This is a genomic window from Romboutsia maritimum (genome assembly GCF_002251085.2).
Taxonomy (GTDB): domain Bacteria; phylum Bacillota; class Clostridia; order Peptostreptococcales; family Peptostreptococcaceae; genus Romboutsia_B; species Romboutsia_B maritimum.
Genome location: NZ_NOJZ02000010.1, coordinates 1 through 14,334, shown reverse-complemented (window position 1 = coordinate 14,334; position 14,334 = coordinate 1). Strand labels below are relative to the sequence as shown.

The 14,334-nt window shown below is 29.6% G+C and carries 16 protein-coding genes and 1 rRNA gene; 15 read left to right on the top strand and 2 right to left on the bottom strand.

The window, feature by feature from the left end; genetic code table 11:
• The first annotated feature begins 26 nt into the window (after nt 1-26).
• The 13 genes from atpG (at nt 27) to CHF27_RS07210 (ending at nt 11,197) form a co-directional block, all read left to right on the top strand.
• Complete coding sequence (atpG, locus tag CHF27_RS07270) at nt 27-902, top strand: ATP synthase F1 subunit gamma (RefSeq protein ID WP_095404586.1); 876 nt, start codon at nt 27-29, stop codon at nt 900-902.
• A 12-nt stretch (nt 903-914) separates the two neighbouring features.
• Nucleotides 915-2,309: a F0F1 ATP synthase subunit beta gene (gene atpD / locus CHF27_RS07265; protein WP_095404587.1), complete on the top strand. Its 1,395-nt coding sequence runs from the start codon at nt 915-917 to the stop codon at nt 2,307-2,309.
• A gap of 2 nt (nt 2,310-2,311) precedes the next feature.
• Nucleotides 2,312-2,572, top strand: a complete 261-nt coding sequence (atpC, locus tag CHF27_RS07260; RefSeq protein WP_095404588.1) for an ATP synthase F1 subunit epsilon — start codon at nt 2,312-2,314, stop codon at nt 2,570-2,572.
• A gap of 142 nt (nt 2,573-2,714) precedes the next feature.
• A complete protein-coding gene (gene acpS / locus CHF27_RS07255; RefSeq protein ID WP_095404589.1) occupies nt 2,715-3,095 on the top strand; it encodes a holo-ACP synthase in 381 nt (126 codons plus the stop codon).
• Nucleotides 3,096-3,100: 5 nt separating this feature from the next.
• Nucleotides 3,101-3,562 (top strand): CBS domain-containing protein, encoded by a 462-nt coding sequence (locus tag CHF27_RS07250; RefSeq protein WP_095404590.1) that lies wholly within the window; start codon nt 3,101-3,103, stop codon nt 3,560-3,562.
• A 21-nt stretch (nt 3,563-3,583) separates the two neighbouring features.
• Nucleotides 3,584-4,174 carry a germination lipoprotein GerS gene (gerS, locus tag CHF27_RS07245; RefSeq protein ID WP_095404591.1) on the top strand — a complete coding sequence of 197 codons (591 nt, stop codon included), beginning with the start codon at nt 3,584-3,586 and terminating at the stop codon, nt 4,172-4,174.
• 13 nt (nt 4,175-4,187) lie between these two features.
• Nucleotides 4,188-5,345, top strand: a complete 1,158-nt coding sequence (gene alr, locus CHF27_RS07240) for an alanine racemase (RefSeq protein ID WP_095404592.1) — start codon at nt 4,188-4,190, stop codon at nt 5,343-5,345.
• 30 nt (nt 5,346-5,375) lie between these two features.
• A complete protein-coding gene (locus CHF27_RS07235) occupies nt 5,376-5,660 on the top strand; it encodes an antitoxin (RefSeq protein WP_095404593.1) in 285 nt (94 codons plus the stop codon).
• On the top strand, nt 5,620-6,012 hold the full coding sequence (locus CHF27_RS07230) for a type II toxin-antitoxin system PemK/MazF family toxin (protein ID WP_274541559.1): 393 nt from the start codon (nt 5,620-5,622) through the stop codon (nt 6,010-6,012). Before CHF27_RS07235 ends, CHF27_RS07230 begins: the two co-directional genes overlap by 41 nt.
• 256 nt (nt 6,013-6,268) lie before the next feature.
• Entirely contained in the window at nt 6,269-7,096 is an 828-nt protein-coding gene (locus CHF27_RS07225; protein ID WP_095404595.1) for a transketolase, read from the top strand.
• The gene (locus CHF27_RS07220) at nt 7,089-8,024 is read left to right on the top strand and encodes a transketolase family protein (protein ID WP_095404596.1); all 936 of its coding nucleotides are present in this window, start codon (nt 7,089-7,091) and stop codon (nt 8,022-8,024) included. The genes CHF27_RS07225 and CHF27_RS07220 overlap by 8 nt, the downstream gene beginning before the upstream one ends.
• A 180-nt stretch (nt 8,025-8,204) precedes the next feature.
• Nucleotides 8,205-8,633, top strand: coding sequence for a hypothetical protein (locus tag CHF27_RS07215; RefSeq protein WP_095404597.1), 429 nt, complete (start codon nt 8,205-8,207; stop codon nt 8,631-8,633).
• Between the two features lie 170 nt (nt 8,634-8,803).
• Complete coding sequence (locus CHF27_RS07210) at nt 8,804-11,197, top strand: Lon protease family protein (RefSeq protein WP_095404598.1); 2,394 nt, start codon at nt 8,804-8,806, stop codon at nt 11,195-11,197.
• Nucleotides 11,198-11,257: 60 nt separating this feature from the next.
• Here the strand turns inward: CHF27_RS07210 and CHF27_RS07205 are convergent, their stop codons facing one another.
• Nucleotides 11,258-11,830, bottom strand: coding sequence for a 5-formyltetrahydrofolate cyclo-ligase (locus tag CHF27_RS07205; protein WP_095404599.1), 573 nt, complete (start codon nt 11,828-11,830; stop codon nt 11,258-11,260).
• 164 nt (nt 11,831-11,994) lie between these two features.
• On the opposite strand from CHF27_RS07205, the gene CHF27_RS07200 reads away from it, so the two are divergent.
• Complete coding sequence (locus CHF27_RS07200) at nt 11,995-13,146, top strand: S41 family peptidase (RefSeq protein WP_199533634.1); 1,152 nt, start codon at nt 11,995-11,997, stop codon at nt 13,144-13,146.
• Nucleotides 13,147-13,556: 410 nt separating this feature from the next.
• Here the strand turns inward: CHF27_RS07200 and CHF27_RS07195 are convergent, their stop codons facing one another.
• Complete coding sequence (locus CHF27_RS07195) at nt 13,557-13,751, bottom strand: hypothetical protein (RefSeq protein ID WP_095404602.1); 195 nt, start codon at nt 13,749-13,751, stop codon at nt 13,557-13,559.
• Nucleotides 13,752-14,084: 333 nt separating this feature from the next.
• Between CHF27_RS07195 and CHF27_RS07190 the strand changes: the two genes are divergently transcribed.
• Nucleotides 14,085-14,334: ribosomal RNA gene (locus tag CHF27_RS07190) — 16S ribosomal RNA — on the top strand; the annotation flags it as partial.

Below are 14,334 nucleotides of genomic sequence, written 5' to 3'. Positions count from 1 at the left end.
CCTTTTTGAAAAAGGAGGTAATTTAATTGGCAGGTGCTGGAATTAAAGCAATTAAGACTCGTATAGGTAGTGTTGAAAGTACTAAACAAATAACTAAAGCTATGGAACTTGTTGCATCTTCTAAATTAAGAAAAGCAAAAGAAAAAGCTGAGAGTTCAAGACCTTACTTTACAACTTTATACGATTCAGTAAAAGATATAGCGCAAAATACGCGCGGAGTTAAAGATGACTTCTTAAAACAAAGAGAAGTTAAAAATAAATGCTATATAGTAGTAGCTGGGGACAGAGGTCTTGCTGGAGGGTACAATTCAAATGTACTAAAATCAACAGTTGCACATATGGAAGATAAAAAAGAAAAAGTCATGACTATAGGGAAAAAATCATATGAATTTTTCTCAAAAAGAGGATATGATGTAGTAAAAAGTGTAAGCTCTGTTGAAGAGTGTGGATATAATGAATCATTAGAAATTGCACAAGGTGCAATGGATTTATATAAAAAGGGTGAAGTAGATGAAGTATATATGGTATATACAAAGTTCATATCACCACTAGTTCAAGATGTGAAACTAGTTAAACTTCTTCCATTAGCTTTTGATAAGGATGAAAATCTAAATGAAACTAAGAAAGAAGAAAACTCAAGAAAACCTAGAGTTCAATATTTACCATCTGCAGAAGCTGTTTTAAGTTATATAATACCTAAATTTGTTTCTGGAACAGTATATGGTGGAGTTTTAGAATCTTTTGCTTCAGAGCAAGGTGCTAGAAGAACTTCTATGGAATCAGCAACGGATAATGCAAATGAAATGTTATCTAAACTGGAGTTAAGTTATAACAGAGCTAGACAATCAGCCGTAACTCAAGAAATAACAGAGATCGTTGGTGGGGTTGAAGCTCTAAAATAAGGAGGTTAGGAAATGGCAAACGTAGGTAGAATAGTACAGATCGTAGGAGCGGTACTAGATGTTAAGTTTGATAGTGAAAAAGGCCTACCTAACTTATTAAACGCGTTAGTGATAAAGTTAGGAGATAAAGAAATAGTTGCCGAAGTTGCACAACATATAGGCGATGATACAGTAAGATGTATATCTATGAGTGCTACGGATGGACTTGTAAGAGGTATGGAAGTTGAAGATACAGGAAGACCTATAAGTGTTCCAGTTGGAGATGCTACTTTAGGTAGAATATTCAATGTACTTGGAAAACCAGTTGATGGTAAACCAAGACCTGAGTCTGCGCCAGAATTACCTATACATAGACCAGCGCCAGCTTACGATGAATTAGAAACTACTGCAGAAATACTTGAAACAGGTATAAAAGTAGTTGACTTATTAGCACCTTACTTAAAAGGTGGTAAGATCGGTCTATTTGGAGGAGCAGGAGTAGGTAAAACTGTTCTTATACAAGAGCTTATAAACAATATAGCTAAACAACACGGTGGTATATCAGTATTCGCTGGAGTTGGAGAAAGAACAAGAGAAGGTAATGACCTTTATCATGAAATGAGCGACTCTGGAGTTATAAATAAAACAGCTCTAGTATTCGGTCAAATGAATGAGCCACCTGGAGCAAGAATGAGAGTTGCTTTAAGTGGACTTACAATGGCAGAACATTTCAGAGATGAGCAAGGGCAAGACGTTTTATTATTCGTAGATAATATATTCCGTTTCACTCAAGCAGGATCTGAGGTTTCAGCATTACTTGGACGTATGCCATCAGCAGTTGGATACCAACCAACATTAGCTACAGAGATGGGTACTCTTCAAGAAAGAATAACATCAACTAAAAAAGGGTCAATAACATCAGTTCAAGCTGTATATGTACCAGCGGATGACTTAACTGACCCAGCACCAGCTACTACATTCGCTCACTTAGATGCGAAGACAGTTTTATCTAGAGAGATAGCTTCTTTAGGTATATACCCTGCAGTTGATCCATTAGAGTCAACTTCAAGAGTACTAGATCCAAACATAGTTGGTAAAGAGCACTACGAAGTATCAAGAGGAGTTCAAACTATACTTCAAAGATACAAAGAACTTCAAGATATAATCGCTATACTTGGTATGGATGAATTATCTGATGAAGATAAATTAACAGTTGCTCGTGCTAGAAAAATCCAAAGATTCCTTTCTCAACCGTTCACAGTTGCTGAGCAGTTCACAGGAATGGATGGTAAGTACGTACCAGTTAAAGAAACTATAAGAGGATTCAAAGAAATACTTGAAGGTAAACATGATGCTTTACCAGAATCAGCATTTATATTTGTAGGAACTATAGAAGAGGCTGTTGCAAAGGCAAAGGAGAGTAGATAGTTATGGCAAATGAGTTTGCATTAGAAGTCGTAACTCCTGATAAAATCTTTTATAATGATGAAGTAGAAATGATAATAACTAGAACAACTAATGGAGATAGAGGTATATTAAAAAACCATATACCATTTGTATCAGGACTAGTTGAAGGAAACCTACGTATAAAGAAAGATGGAAAATTTAAAGAAGCTAAAATATCTGGAGGATTTATTACAGTTGAAAAAGAGAAAGCTGTAATATTAACTGAATCTGCACAATGGATATAATAGTATAATTTAATATATAAAGGGCTAGGTATTTTACCTAGCCCTTTTCTGTGTAAATAAATTTATATGATTTATATATAACACGTTGTATATAATCATATAATAGTAATACAATAGTAGTATAAGCACTTTGGAGGGACATATGAATATATTAGATATTGGAGTCGATGTTATAGAAATAGAAAGAATAAAAAAAGCTATAAGTAAAAATGCTAAATTTATAGACAAAATTTTTACTGAAAGAGAAATTGAGTATTTTGAGAGTAAGGGATTTAAAGCAGAAAGTATAGCAGGTAATTTTGCAGCGAAAGAAGCAGTAAGCAAATCTATAGGCAAAGGCATAAGAGGATATGATTTTAAGGATATTGAAATTTTAAGAAATGAGCTAGGAAAGCCTATTGTAAAAACTTATAATAATTTAGAAAGAATATGCATAGACTATAATGTTTTAGAAATAAAAATTTCTATATCCCACTGCAAAGAATATGCTGTAGCTAATGCCATAGCTATAATTAAGGAGTGATAAAAATGGAAATTAAAACTGCAAAAGACATAATGACGTCTGAAGTTATAGTTGTTAAAAAAGGTGATACTATAGCTAATGTGGCAGACTTATTAATTAAAGAGAAAATAGGGGGATTACCTGTAGTTGATTCAAATAATAAAGTTATAGGAATTATATCTGAAACAGATATAATGAAGAAAGAAAAATATGTAGAAGCACCTCAGTTTATTAATATACTACAGGGACTAATACTCTTAGACGACATAAAAAAATTTGAAAATGATATTAAAAGAATAGCAGCATATAAAGTTGAAGACATAATGTCAACAGATATAGTTAAAGTATATGAAGACGATACCTTTGATGACATTGCAAATATTATGATTAAAAAATCAATTAATAGGGTTCCTGTAGTGGATAAGAAAAATACATTAAAAGGAATTATTTGCAGATATGATATAATAAGAGCAATGTATAAAGAATAAACTTACTATAGGAGGGATTATGTGAAGAAAAAGTGGACTGTACTAATACTTACAATTTTGAGTATGCTTATTATTATAATAGGATGCCAAAAAAAAGAGTCCACAAAAGAAGAGGTATACAAAGAATTTCAAAATCAGATTGCAAATATGGTATCATATAATTGTATAGCGAATATTGAAGTTATAGGAAATAAAAGTCCAAGTAATTATGTATTAATTCATAGCTATAAAAAACCAGACAACTATAAATTAGAAGTTATTTCACCAGAACATTTAAAGGGAAAAACTATGGAATATAAAAAAGATAAAATTTTAGTTAAAAATCCTGATTTTAAAGATTTAGTTGAATTACCTAATGCAGGAAAAAATGAACAATATCTTTTTATAGGAGATTTCATAAAAAATTACTTACAAAATGAAGAAGTAGATATAAAACTTTCTAAAGGAAGATTAGCTTTAGAAACACGTATACCAGGAGAAGATAAATACTTTAATAAACAAGTATTATATGTTGATGCAAAAACTAAAAATCCCGAAAAAATGGAAATACTAGATGATGAAGGATCTCCTAGATTTATAGTTAACTATAAGGATTTCAAAAGCAAAAAATAAGGGGGATAAAAAAGTGAAAAAAATAACAGCTCCAACGTGGGCAGAGATAAATCTAGATAACATAAAATTTAATTTAAACAATATAAAAAGTTTATTAAATGAAGATACTAAGGTTTGTGGAGTAATTAAAGCTAATGCATATGGACATGGCTCAGTGCAAGTTGCAAGATTATTAGAAAAAGAAAAGGTAGATTACCTTGCAGTTGCAAGACTTGAAGAGGGTATAGAACTTAGACAAAATAACATAACACTTCCTATACTATGTTTAGGGTATATTCCAGAAGAATCATTAGAAAATGCCATAAAAAATGAAGTAACTATAACTGTTTATTCATTAGAAATGGCTCAAAGAATTAATGAAATATCTAAAGGTATAAGTAAAAATGCTTGTATTCATATAAAAATAGATACAGGAATGAGCAGAATAGGATTTAAACCAACTCAAGAATCAGTAAAAGCAATTTTAAGTATAAATCAACTAGAGGATATTAATTTAGAAGGAATGTTTACTCATTTCGCTAAAGCAGATGAAACAAGTAAAGAATTTACTTATACTCAATTAAATAGATTTAAATTTGTTGCAGATGAACTTCAAAATAAAGGATTAAATATACCTATAAAACATGTATCCAATAGTGCTGCTATAATGGATTGTCCAGATTTAAAACTAGATATGGTTAGATGTGGAATTATATTATACGGTCATTATCCATCTGATGAGGTATTAAAAGAGAGACTAACTCTTAAACCAGGGATGACATTAAAAACTAGAGTAGCTCATATAAAAGATTTAGATTCAGATATAGGCATCAGCTATGGTTTGAAATATAAAACTCATGGCAAAGAAAGAATAGTAACAATACCTATAGGATATGCAGATGGATTTACTAGGATGCAACAAAATCCAAAAGTATATATCAAGGGAGAGGCCTTTGATGTAGTTGGAAGAATATGTATGGATCAATGTATGGTAAGAATAGATAAGGATATAGACATAAAAATCGGAGATGAGGTTATAATATTTGGAGAAGGTAACAAGAGTGTCGAAAGACTTGCCGATGATTTATGTACTATAAATTATGAAGTGTTATGTATGATATCAAGAAGAGTTGATCGTGTTTATATGGAAGAAAATGGAATTGCAGAAGTAAGTAGTTATTTGGTAAAATAAAAATGATAGAATACCCTGGGAGGCGATTTTGTGCACAACAAAAGTAAGGAAAAAATTGTATTTACTTTACCCGATTCTCTTATGTCTGAAGTGGATAATATTGTTCAGATGGAGAACAGCAATAGAGAAGACTTTGCAAAGGCTGCTTTTCAATTCTATATAACCCAAAAAAGAAAAATAGATTTAAAAGAATGTATGATAAAAGGTTATAAAGAAATGGGTCAAATTAACCTATCATTAGCTGAACTAGGTATGACAAATGAGGTATCTTCAAATGACGATAGAAAAGGAAATATCGCCCAAGGTGAGTATTAACTTGGATATAAAGCGAGGAGACTTATACTATGCTGATTTGAGTCCTGTTGTTGGGTCGGAACAAGGTGGAGTACGTCCTGTGTTGATAATACAAAATGATATAGGAAATAAATACAGCCCAACAGTTATAATAGCCGCAATAACATCTCAGATTAATAAAGCTAAGATGCCTACGCATATAGAGATTAGTGCTAATGAGTATGGACTTAATAAGGATTCGGTTATTCTCTTAGAGCAAATCAGGACTATTGATAAGAAGAGGCTAAGAGAAAAAATAGGTTGTCTAGATGATAACATGATGTTAAAAATAGATAATAGCCTTCAAATTAGTTTAGGCTTATTTAATCTATAAAAAATTATTGGTATTATTTTAATATCAATAATTTTTTTATTTTTCAAGAATTTTGACAAACTTGTATTGTACAAATAATATTATTTTTAATAAAGTTAAAAATTAGTTAAATGATGTTTTTATACAAGTACATTGATTTTTATTTTAAAAATAGAGAAAAAAATGTGCCAAAAGTGATATAATAATATGAGATAAATATAGAAATGTATAATACATAATAGTAATTTTTAACATACAAACACAGGGAGGTAATTACATGAGAGACCATAAAGGATTAAATGAGATTACACGTATCATAAGAAGAGATATAGTCTCAATGATACATGGAGCTAAATCTGGACATCCAGGAGGGTCATTATCAGCAGTAGAAATCTTAACAGCTCTTTATTTTGATGAAATGAATGTAGATCCTACAAATCCTAAAATGGAGGATAGAGATAGATTTGTATTATCAAAAGGACATGCAGCACCAGTGTTATACTCAACACTTGCTAACAAAGGATTCTTTGACAAGGAAGAATTAAAGGGATTAAGAAAGATAGGAAGAATGCTACAAGGTCATCCTGACATGAAAGGAACTCCAGGAGTAGAAATGTCTACTGGTTCATTAGGACAAGGTTTTTCTGTGGCATGTGGAATGGCAATGGCATCAAAGTTAGATAATGCACCTTGGAATGTATATACTTTACTTGGTGATGGAGAAGTTCAAGAAGGTATTGTATGGGAAGCAGCTATGAGTGCGGCTCACTATAAACTTGATAATATGGTTGCTTTTTTAGATTTTAATGGACTACAAATAGATGGACCTACAGAAAAAGTAATGAACTTAGGATCTATAGTTGATAAATTTAAAGCGTTTGGATGGAATGTAATAGAAATAGATGGACATGATTTTGATCAAATATTTGCAGCTCTTGATATGGCAAAATCTACAGTAGGAAAACCTACAATGATAGTTGCTAAAACTGTAAAAGGTAAAGGTGTATCTTTCATGGAAAATCAAGCTGGATGGCATGGAACAGCTCCAAGTGATAGCGATTTAGAAAAAGCATTAGAAGAATTAGGAGGTGCTGATAATGAGTAATATGGCAACTAGAGAAGCGTACGGAAAAGCATTAGTTAAATTAGGTCAAGTTAATGACAATGTTGTAGTTTTAGATGCAGACTTATCAAAATCTACTAAAACAAATGATTTTAGCAAAACATTCCCTGAAAGATTCTTTAATATGGGAATAGCAGAGCAAAACCTAATAGGTTCAGCTTGTGGATTAGCAACAGCGGGGAAAATTCCTTTTGCGAGTACTTTTGCTATGTTTGCTACAGGGAGAGCTTTTGAAGTAATAAGAAATTCAGTATGTTACCCTAAATTAAACGTAAAAGTATGTGCTACTCATGCTGGTCTTACAGTAGGAGAAGATGGTGCATCTCATGAAAGTATAGAAGATGTAGCTATAATGAGAGCTATACCAAATATGACTGTTTTAGTTCCTGCTGATGATATAGAAACTGAACAAATGATATTTGAGGCTGCTAAATACAACGGACCTATGTATGTACGTTTAGGAAGAAGTGCAGTTCCTACAATATTAGATGAAAATTATAAGTTTGAGATAGGAAAAGGTGTAGTAGTCAGAGAAGGAAATGATGCTACTATAATAGCTTGCGGAATAATGGTAAATGAGGCTGTTTTAGCTCATGAAACATTAAAAGAAGAAGGCATAAATGTTAGAGTTATAAATATGTCTACTATAAAACCTATAGATAGAGAATTGATAATAAATGCAGCGAAAGAAACTAAAGTAATAGTAACTGCAGAAGAACATAGTATAATAGGTGGATTAGGATCAGCTGTAACTGAAGTTGTAACTGAAGAGTGTCCAGTTGTTGTAAAGAGAGTTGGAGTAAGAGATTCTTTTGGAGAATCTGGAAAGCCTGCTGAATTATTAAAGAAATATGGTTTAACAAGCAGTGATATAATTGCATCTGTTAAAGAAGCAATATCTAAAAAATAATATTAGTTTGTAAAAAATAAGACTACCTCAAAATTAAAGAAGTAATTTTGAGGTAGTCTTATTTTAATTTAAAGTAAATTACATTGAATATAACTTAAATTGTTCTTCGTATTATGCTAATAATATTCTTCTAACATAGATTAATTCTTCATATATTTAAACTATATGGAGGTGATAAGTATGAATGTAAAGTTTAATATGAAAGGTGTAATCTATGGTATGTTATTTTTAGCTTTATTGATTGGAGGATTTATATTTATACCAAATATGTTTATGGACCAGTCTAAGCCTGTAGATTATACTATGGTACAAAGAGAGGCTATACCAGAAAAAATATTAGATATTATGGATAAGTATACAGATCAAGAAAGAGCACTAGCAGTAAAGTTAGATGGAAAAATATATGTCGTTGTAACAAGGGGTAAAGATAATGACAAAGGTATAGAAATAGAAAAAATTAGAACTATAAACGAAGAAGATAAAATAGTTATGAAAGTCAAAGCTGTATATAAAGATAAAAAAGAATCTTATCCATACGTAGTTGTAGAAACTAATCTTAAAGAATTGCCACATAGAATAGAGTTGGAGACATCAATAAGTGGGAATTGATAAATAAAAATTACATAAATTAAAAATGAGGTCTACCTTAATAAAATACTTTGTATATTGGGGTAGACTTTATTTTTGTGTATACGTTTTTTAAGAAATCTTTATATTTGATAGTATTTAATGAAAAGTAGGGAAAAATAAAACTTAAAATAATGCGAAGAGGTGAATAAATGTTAAATATAGATAAATACAAAGTGGATGTAGAAAACTTAAAATGTAATCAATGTTTAGATGATATAAAATTTAATACAACTGAGGAAATAACACCAGTAAGAGAGATAATAGGTCAAGATAGAGCAGTACAATCTATTGAATTTGGTTTAAAAATGAAACAAAAAGGTTATAACATATATGTTGCAGGAGCTAGTGGGATAGGTAGAACTAGTTATACAAAGTCTTTAATAGTAAAAAATATAAAAATAAATGAAAATTTAAAAGACTGGTTGTATGTAAATAATTTTAAAAATCCGAATGAGCCAATAGCATTATCTTTTGATGCAGGGAATGGAAAAATATTTAAAAAAGACATAGATGATATTATTGAAAAGTTAAAATATGAAATTCCTAAAATATTTAATTCTAAAGAGTATGAATATCACGGTAGAATTTTAATGAGTGATTTAGAAAATAATATTCAAAATGTAATAGAAGAATTAAATGAGTTTGCAAAACCTAGAGAGTTTAGATTTCAAGTTACCGAAAGAGGATTAATGAGTGTTCCTATTAAAGAAGATGGAACTTTGATGCAAGAAGAGGAGTTAGGCAAACTAACACCATCCGAGATAAAAGATTTAAGAGAGAGAGGATTGCAACTAAATCAAGATAGCAAAGAATATATAGATAAAATTAAAATGTATGAAGATGAGTATAAAAGTAAAAGTGAAGATTTAGACAGAAATGTAGGAAGAAGTTTAGTTGGTTTTTATGGTCAATACTTATTAAGTAAATATGGTGAAAGTAAAAAAGTTGAAAAATACATAAATGATTTATGTAATGATATTGTAAATAACATATCTAAATTCAAACCAGAACCAGAACAAAATCAACAAAATGCAATGGCTCTATTAGGTATTATGACTAACAAAAACGATACAAAATTTATCAATAAATACAAAGTGAATTTATTTATTGATAATAGTGATTATGATGAATGTAAAATTATTGAAGAGAATAATCCTACTTATTATAATTTAACAGGATCTATAGAATATAAAAATGAAATGGGATCTCTTAATACTAGTTTTATGGAAATAAAACCAGGAGCTTTACATAAGGCCAATGGTGGATTTTTAATTTTAAATGTTAAAGATGTACTATCTAATCCATTTTCATGGGATTGCTTAAAGAGAAGCTTAAAGACACAAAAGATAACTATAGAATCTTTAAATAAACAGTATGGTTATCTAGTTACGTCAACTTTAAAGCCGGAGCCTATAGATTTAGATATAAAAGTAATATTAATTGGAGACAATTATTTTTATAGCTTGCTATATTCCTATGAAGAAGATTTTAGAAACTTATTTAAGATAATGGCAGATTTTGATATTGAAATAGATAAAAATAAAGATAATATATATAAAACAGTACAGTTAATAGCAAATAAATGTAATGAATCTAATTTAAAACATTTTGATAAAGAAGCTGTAGAAAGATTAATAGAGTATAGTACAAGAATCAGTGATAGTAAGGATAAACTTACTGCAAGATTTAATAAAATAGTAGATATAATATATGAATCTGATGCTGTTAGTAGTAGTGATAGCAAATGTGTGACAAAAGTAGATGTAGAAAAAGCAATAAGTCAAAAAAAATATAGAAGTAATAAGTATGAAGAAAAGTTAAACGAAATGTTTGAAGATGGAACGATTTTAATAGATATAGAAGGTGAAAAAGTAGGTCAAATAAATGGTTTAGCAGTTATGGGTACTGGTGAGTATTGTTTTGGAAAACCATCAAAAATAACAGCATCTACTTATAAGGGAAGACATGGAATTATAAATATAGAAAGAGAAATTAAAAAAAGTGGAAGTATACATGACAAAGGAGTTTTGATATTAAGTGGATACTTAGGAGCTAAATATGGTAAAGAAAAGCCATTATCAATATCAACATCTATAACATTTGAACAAAATTACAATGGAATTGACGGAGATAGTGCTTCTAGTACAGAACTTTATGCAGTTATATCAAGTATATCTAATATACCTATAAAACAATATATAGCTGTAACGGGATCAGTTAGCCAAAAGGGAGAAATACAGCCTATAGGAGGAATAAATGAAAAAATAGAAGGATTTTTTGATGTGTGCAATATAAAAGGATTAACAGGAAATCAAGGAATTATGATGCCTATACAAAATGTTAAAAATTTACTTCTTAAAGATGAGGTTATTGAAGCTGTCAAAGAAGGTAAATTTAGTATATATGCTATATCTAATATTGAAGAAGGTTTGGAAATTTTAACAGGTAAAAGTATATCTGAAATAGATAATGTTATTAATGAAACTTTAGAAAAATATAGAGAAGCTGATAAAGATGAAAAAGATGAAAATAAGGATAAGTAAGTAAAGTAAAGTAAAAGTATTCTTATATATAACAAAGAATACTTTTACTTTATAAGGTATTTACTTATGTGGGGTTAGTATTTTTGATTCGGTTATAATATAGTCAAGTTGTGCATCATGAGGCTCTTTAGGTACGTTATCGAATATTTGTAAATCGAAAGCAATTCCTATGGTTGTAGCATCATCTCTTAAATTTTCAAGAAATCTATCATAAAATCCGCCTCCATAACCTAATCTATAACAATTTAAATCGTAAGCTACAGCAGGAACAATAACAACATCTAAGTTTTTTATATCAATAGAATTAGAGTATTTAGGATTTGGTTCACGAATTCCATAAGCGCCAAATTTAATTCCATATTGTAGATTTAGGATTTTATAAGGGAGAAGCTTTCTTTCTTCTTTTAAAGTGATAGGAGAAGCTACTGTTTTTCTTAATGAAATTAATTTAGTTATTAAATTATTTGTGGAAACCTCATTATTAAAGTCTAAATAAAGCATTATTGTTTTAGCATTTTTTATACAATCCATTTGAAGTAATTTTTCTGTAATTAAATTTGAATTTTTATTAATAAACTCAGGTGTTTGATTTTTTCTTTCTTTTATAACCTTTTTTCTGAATTCAGTTTTCATAAAATCCACTCCTTGCGTATGGTATAATATGGACATACTATTTGTATATCTAATATAAAGTTTAGTATAAATGAATATATATCAGCAACATAAATAGTAAATAGTAATAAAAAGTACAGCTAGTAATATAATATAGAGTAGATTATTTAAAGGAGATGCAAAAAATGATATCAAAGAAAAAAGCTATTATATATTCTATAGTTCTTGTAGTTGTAACGGCAATGATTACATCAACACTCCAAATTACTGTAGGAAATAAAGTCGTAATGTCTAGGGATATGTATGAAAGTTATGCGAAATACAATAAGTTAGTAGGACTAGAAGGACTTGTGAAAAAAGATTTTTACAAAAAAACATCTGAAAATAAATTGGTTGATGGAGCTATAAAGGGGCTATTTTCAGGTCTTGAAGACCCATACTCTCAATATTATACAAAAGCAGAGTTTGAGAGATTAAAGGAACAGACAAGTGGAGCATATGTGGGAATAGGAATTTATATAAGTCCTACATCAGATGATAATCTGATAACTATAATAGCACCTATAGAAGGTTCTCCGGCTGAAAAAAGTGGTATAAAGGCAGGAGATAAAATAGTTAAAGTAAATAATAAAACAGTTACAGCTAAAAAATCTGATGAAGCAATTGGTATGATGAAAGGAAAAGCTGGGACAGAAGTAAATTTAACATTAAAAAGAGACAATAAAGAGTTTGATGTAAAGGTAAAGAGAGAAGAAATTGTTTCAAAGAGTGTAGAAAGTAAAGTAATAGATGAGAATATAGGATACATAAAAATAACTTCATTTAATGAAAATACATATAGAGAGTTTAAAGAAGTTATTGATAATTTAAAAGAAAAACAAATTAAAGGATTAGCTTTGGATTTAAGAGATAATCCAGGTGGTTTACTAGATGTTTGTAAAGAGATAGCAGATGAGTTGATTGGTGAAGGGACAATTGTTTATACTAAGGATAATAAGGGAAATACAGAATATCTAAAATCTAATAAACAAAAATTAGGAGTACCTATAGCGATATTAATTAATGGAGGAAGTGCATCTGCCTCAGAGATACTTACAGCAGCTATAGTAGATAATAAAGAAGGAGTAGCAATAGGAACTACAACATTTGGGAAAGGTTTAGTTCAAAGTGTAAGAGAGTTAAAAGATGGAACAGGATACAAACTTACAACTGCGCAATATTTTACTCCTAATGGAGACTACATAAATGGAAAAGGTATAAAACCTAATATAGAACAAAAAGATGAAGAGAAACAATTGAATACAGCAATAGATTGGATTAAAGAACAAATTAAATAAGATAATAAAAAAGAACGTGTTTAAGATAAGGGTCTATTTATCATAGGTTCTAAAATTTATTGTTATATATTTAAAATATAATTAAATTATAAAAAAAATTTAAAAACTATATTTTAATATATTTCGAAGTTTTAGTGATTATAAAATGGATTTATTTAAGAAAATTTGTATTATAAATAGAGGAAATAAATATGAAACATAGAATTATTAAGTATTAAGTTAATAATGTTAAAGTAGGAAGTGATTTTTATGAAAAAAACTATGGGAGAAGTTGTTAACTTTCAAGAATATAAAAAAAAGAAGAAGCAATTAGAAGTGGATAGAGTGGAACTTTTGAATCTTATAAAAAAAGTGGTTATGTCAAAATAGGGAGTATTTTTACTCCCTATTTTTATTTTGAAAATGATTTATTAAGACATTCTAAGTCCACTAATGTAATTTTTAAATTGAGAAAAATCATTTTCATTATTTAATTCAACTACCTCGGATCCTTCAGTATCAAAATTTTTTAGATATACTGTATGGGTACTATTATCACTATTATCATGATATATACATCTGTATCCATCTTCATACAGTTCTTTTAATTTATTGAAGTCAGACATGATTAATTCATCTCCTTAAAATATAGTTGTTATTATTCTTACAAATAATATGTGATAGTATTCTACAGTAATTAGGAAAAAAGATAATTAATTGTAAATATATTAAGTTAATTGTAGATTTATAGGTAAATATGAATAAAATTCCATAAAAAGAAAAAATATTAAAAAAAGTGTTGACCATATATTAAAAGGATGGTATAGTTATACTTGTCCTTAAGAAAAGGGCGAGCAAGAAAAAATGAACTTTGAAAATTAAACAGTAGGTTAATTTATAGAATTTGAAACAACCAAACAAAGCCAGATATATAACAGTATCTGAGCCCATCAAAACTTTTATTTGAGAGTTTGATCCTGGCTCAGGATGAACGCTGGCGGCGTGCCTAACACATGCAAGTCGAGCGATTTCCTTCGGGAAAGAGCGGCGGACGGGTGAGTAACGCGTGGGTAACCTGCCCTGTACACACGGATAACATACCGAAAGGTATGCTAATACGAGATAAAGTGCTATGAAGACATCTTCGAAGCACCAAAGCTTTAGCGGTACAGGATGGACCCGCGTCTGATTAGCTAGTTGGTAAGGTAA

What these genes read in the sequence shown, in the direction of transcription:
- CHF27_RS07200 (WP_199533634.1), top strand. Translation starts at nt 11,995, where the DNA reads ATGATATCAAAGAAAAAAGCTATTATATATTCTATAGTTCTTGTAGTT.
- CHF27_RS07210 (WP_095404598.1), top strand. Translation starts at nt 8,804, where the DNA reads ATGTTAAATATAGATAAATACAAAGTGGATGTAGAAAACTTAAAATGT.
- acpS (WP_095404589.1), top strand. Translation starts at nt 2,715, where the DNA reads ATGAATATATTAGATATTGGAGTCGATGTTATAGAAATAGAAAGAATA.
- CHF27_RS07220 (WP_095404596.1), top strand. Translation starts at nt 7,089, where the DNA reads ATGAGTAATATGGCAACTAGAGAAGCGTACGGAAAAGCATTAGTTAAA.
- CHF27_RS07225 (WP_095404595.1), top strand. Translation starts at nt 6,269, where the DNA reads ATGAGAGACCATAAAGGATTAAATGAGATTACACGTATCATAAGAAGA.
- CHF27_RS07230 (WP_274541559.1), top strand. Translation starts at nt 5,620, where the DNA reads ATGACGATAGAAAAGGAAATATCGCCCAAGGTGAGTATTAACTTGGAT.
- CHF27_RS07250 (WP_095404590.1), top strand. Translation starts at nt 3,101, where the DNA reads ATGGAAATTAAAACTGCAAAAGACATAATGACGTCTGAAGTTATAGTT.
- atpC (WP_095404588.1), top strand. Translation starts at nt 2,312, where the DNA reads ATGGCAAATGAGTTTGCATTAGAAGTCGTAACTCCTGATAAAATCTTT.
- CHF27_RS07205 (WP_095404599.1), bottom strand. Translation starts at nt 11,830, where the DNA reads ATGAAAACTGAATTCAGAAAAAAGGTTATAAAAGAAAGAAAAAATCAA.
- CHF27_RS07195 (WP_095404602.1), bottom strand. Translation starts at nt 13,751, where the DNA reads ATGTCTGACTTCAATAAATTAAAAGAACTGTATGAAGATGGATACAGA.
- atpD (WP_095404587.1), top strand. Translation starts at nt 915, where the DNA reads ATGGCAAACGTAGGTAGAATAGTACAGATCGTAGGAGCGGTACTAGAT.
- CHF27_RS07215 (WP_095404597.1), top strand. Translation starts at nt 8,205, where the DNA reads ATGAATGTAAAGTTTAATATGAAAGGTGTAATCTATGGTATGTTATTT.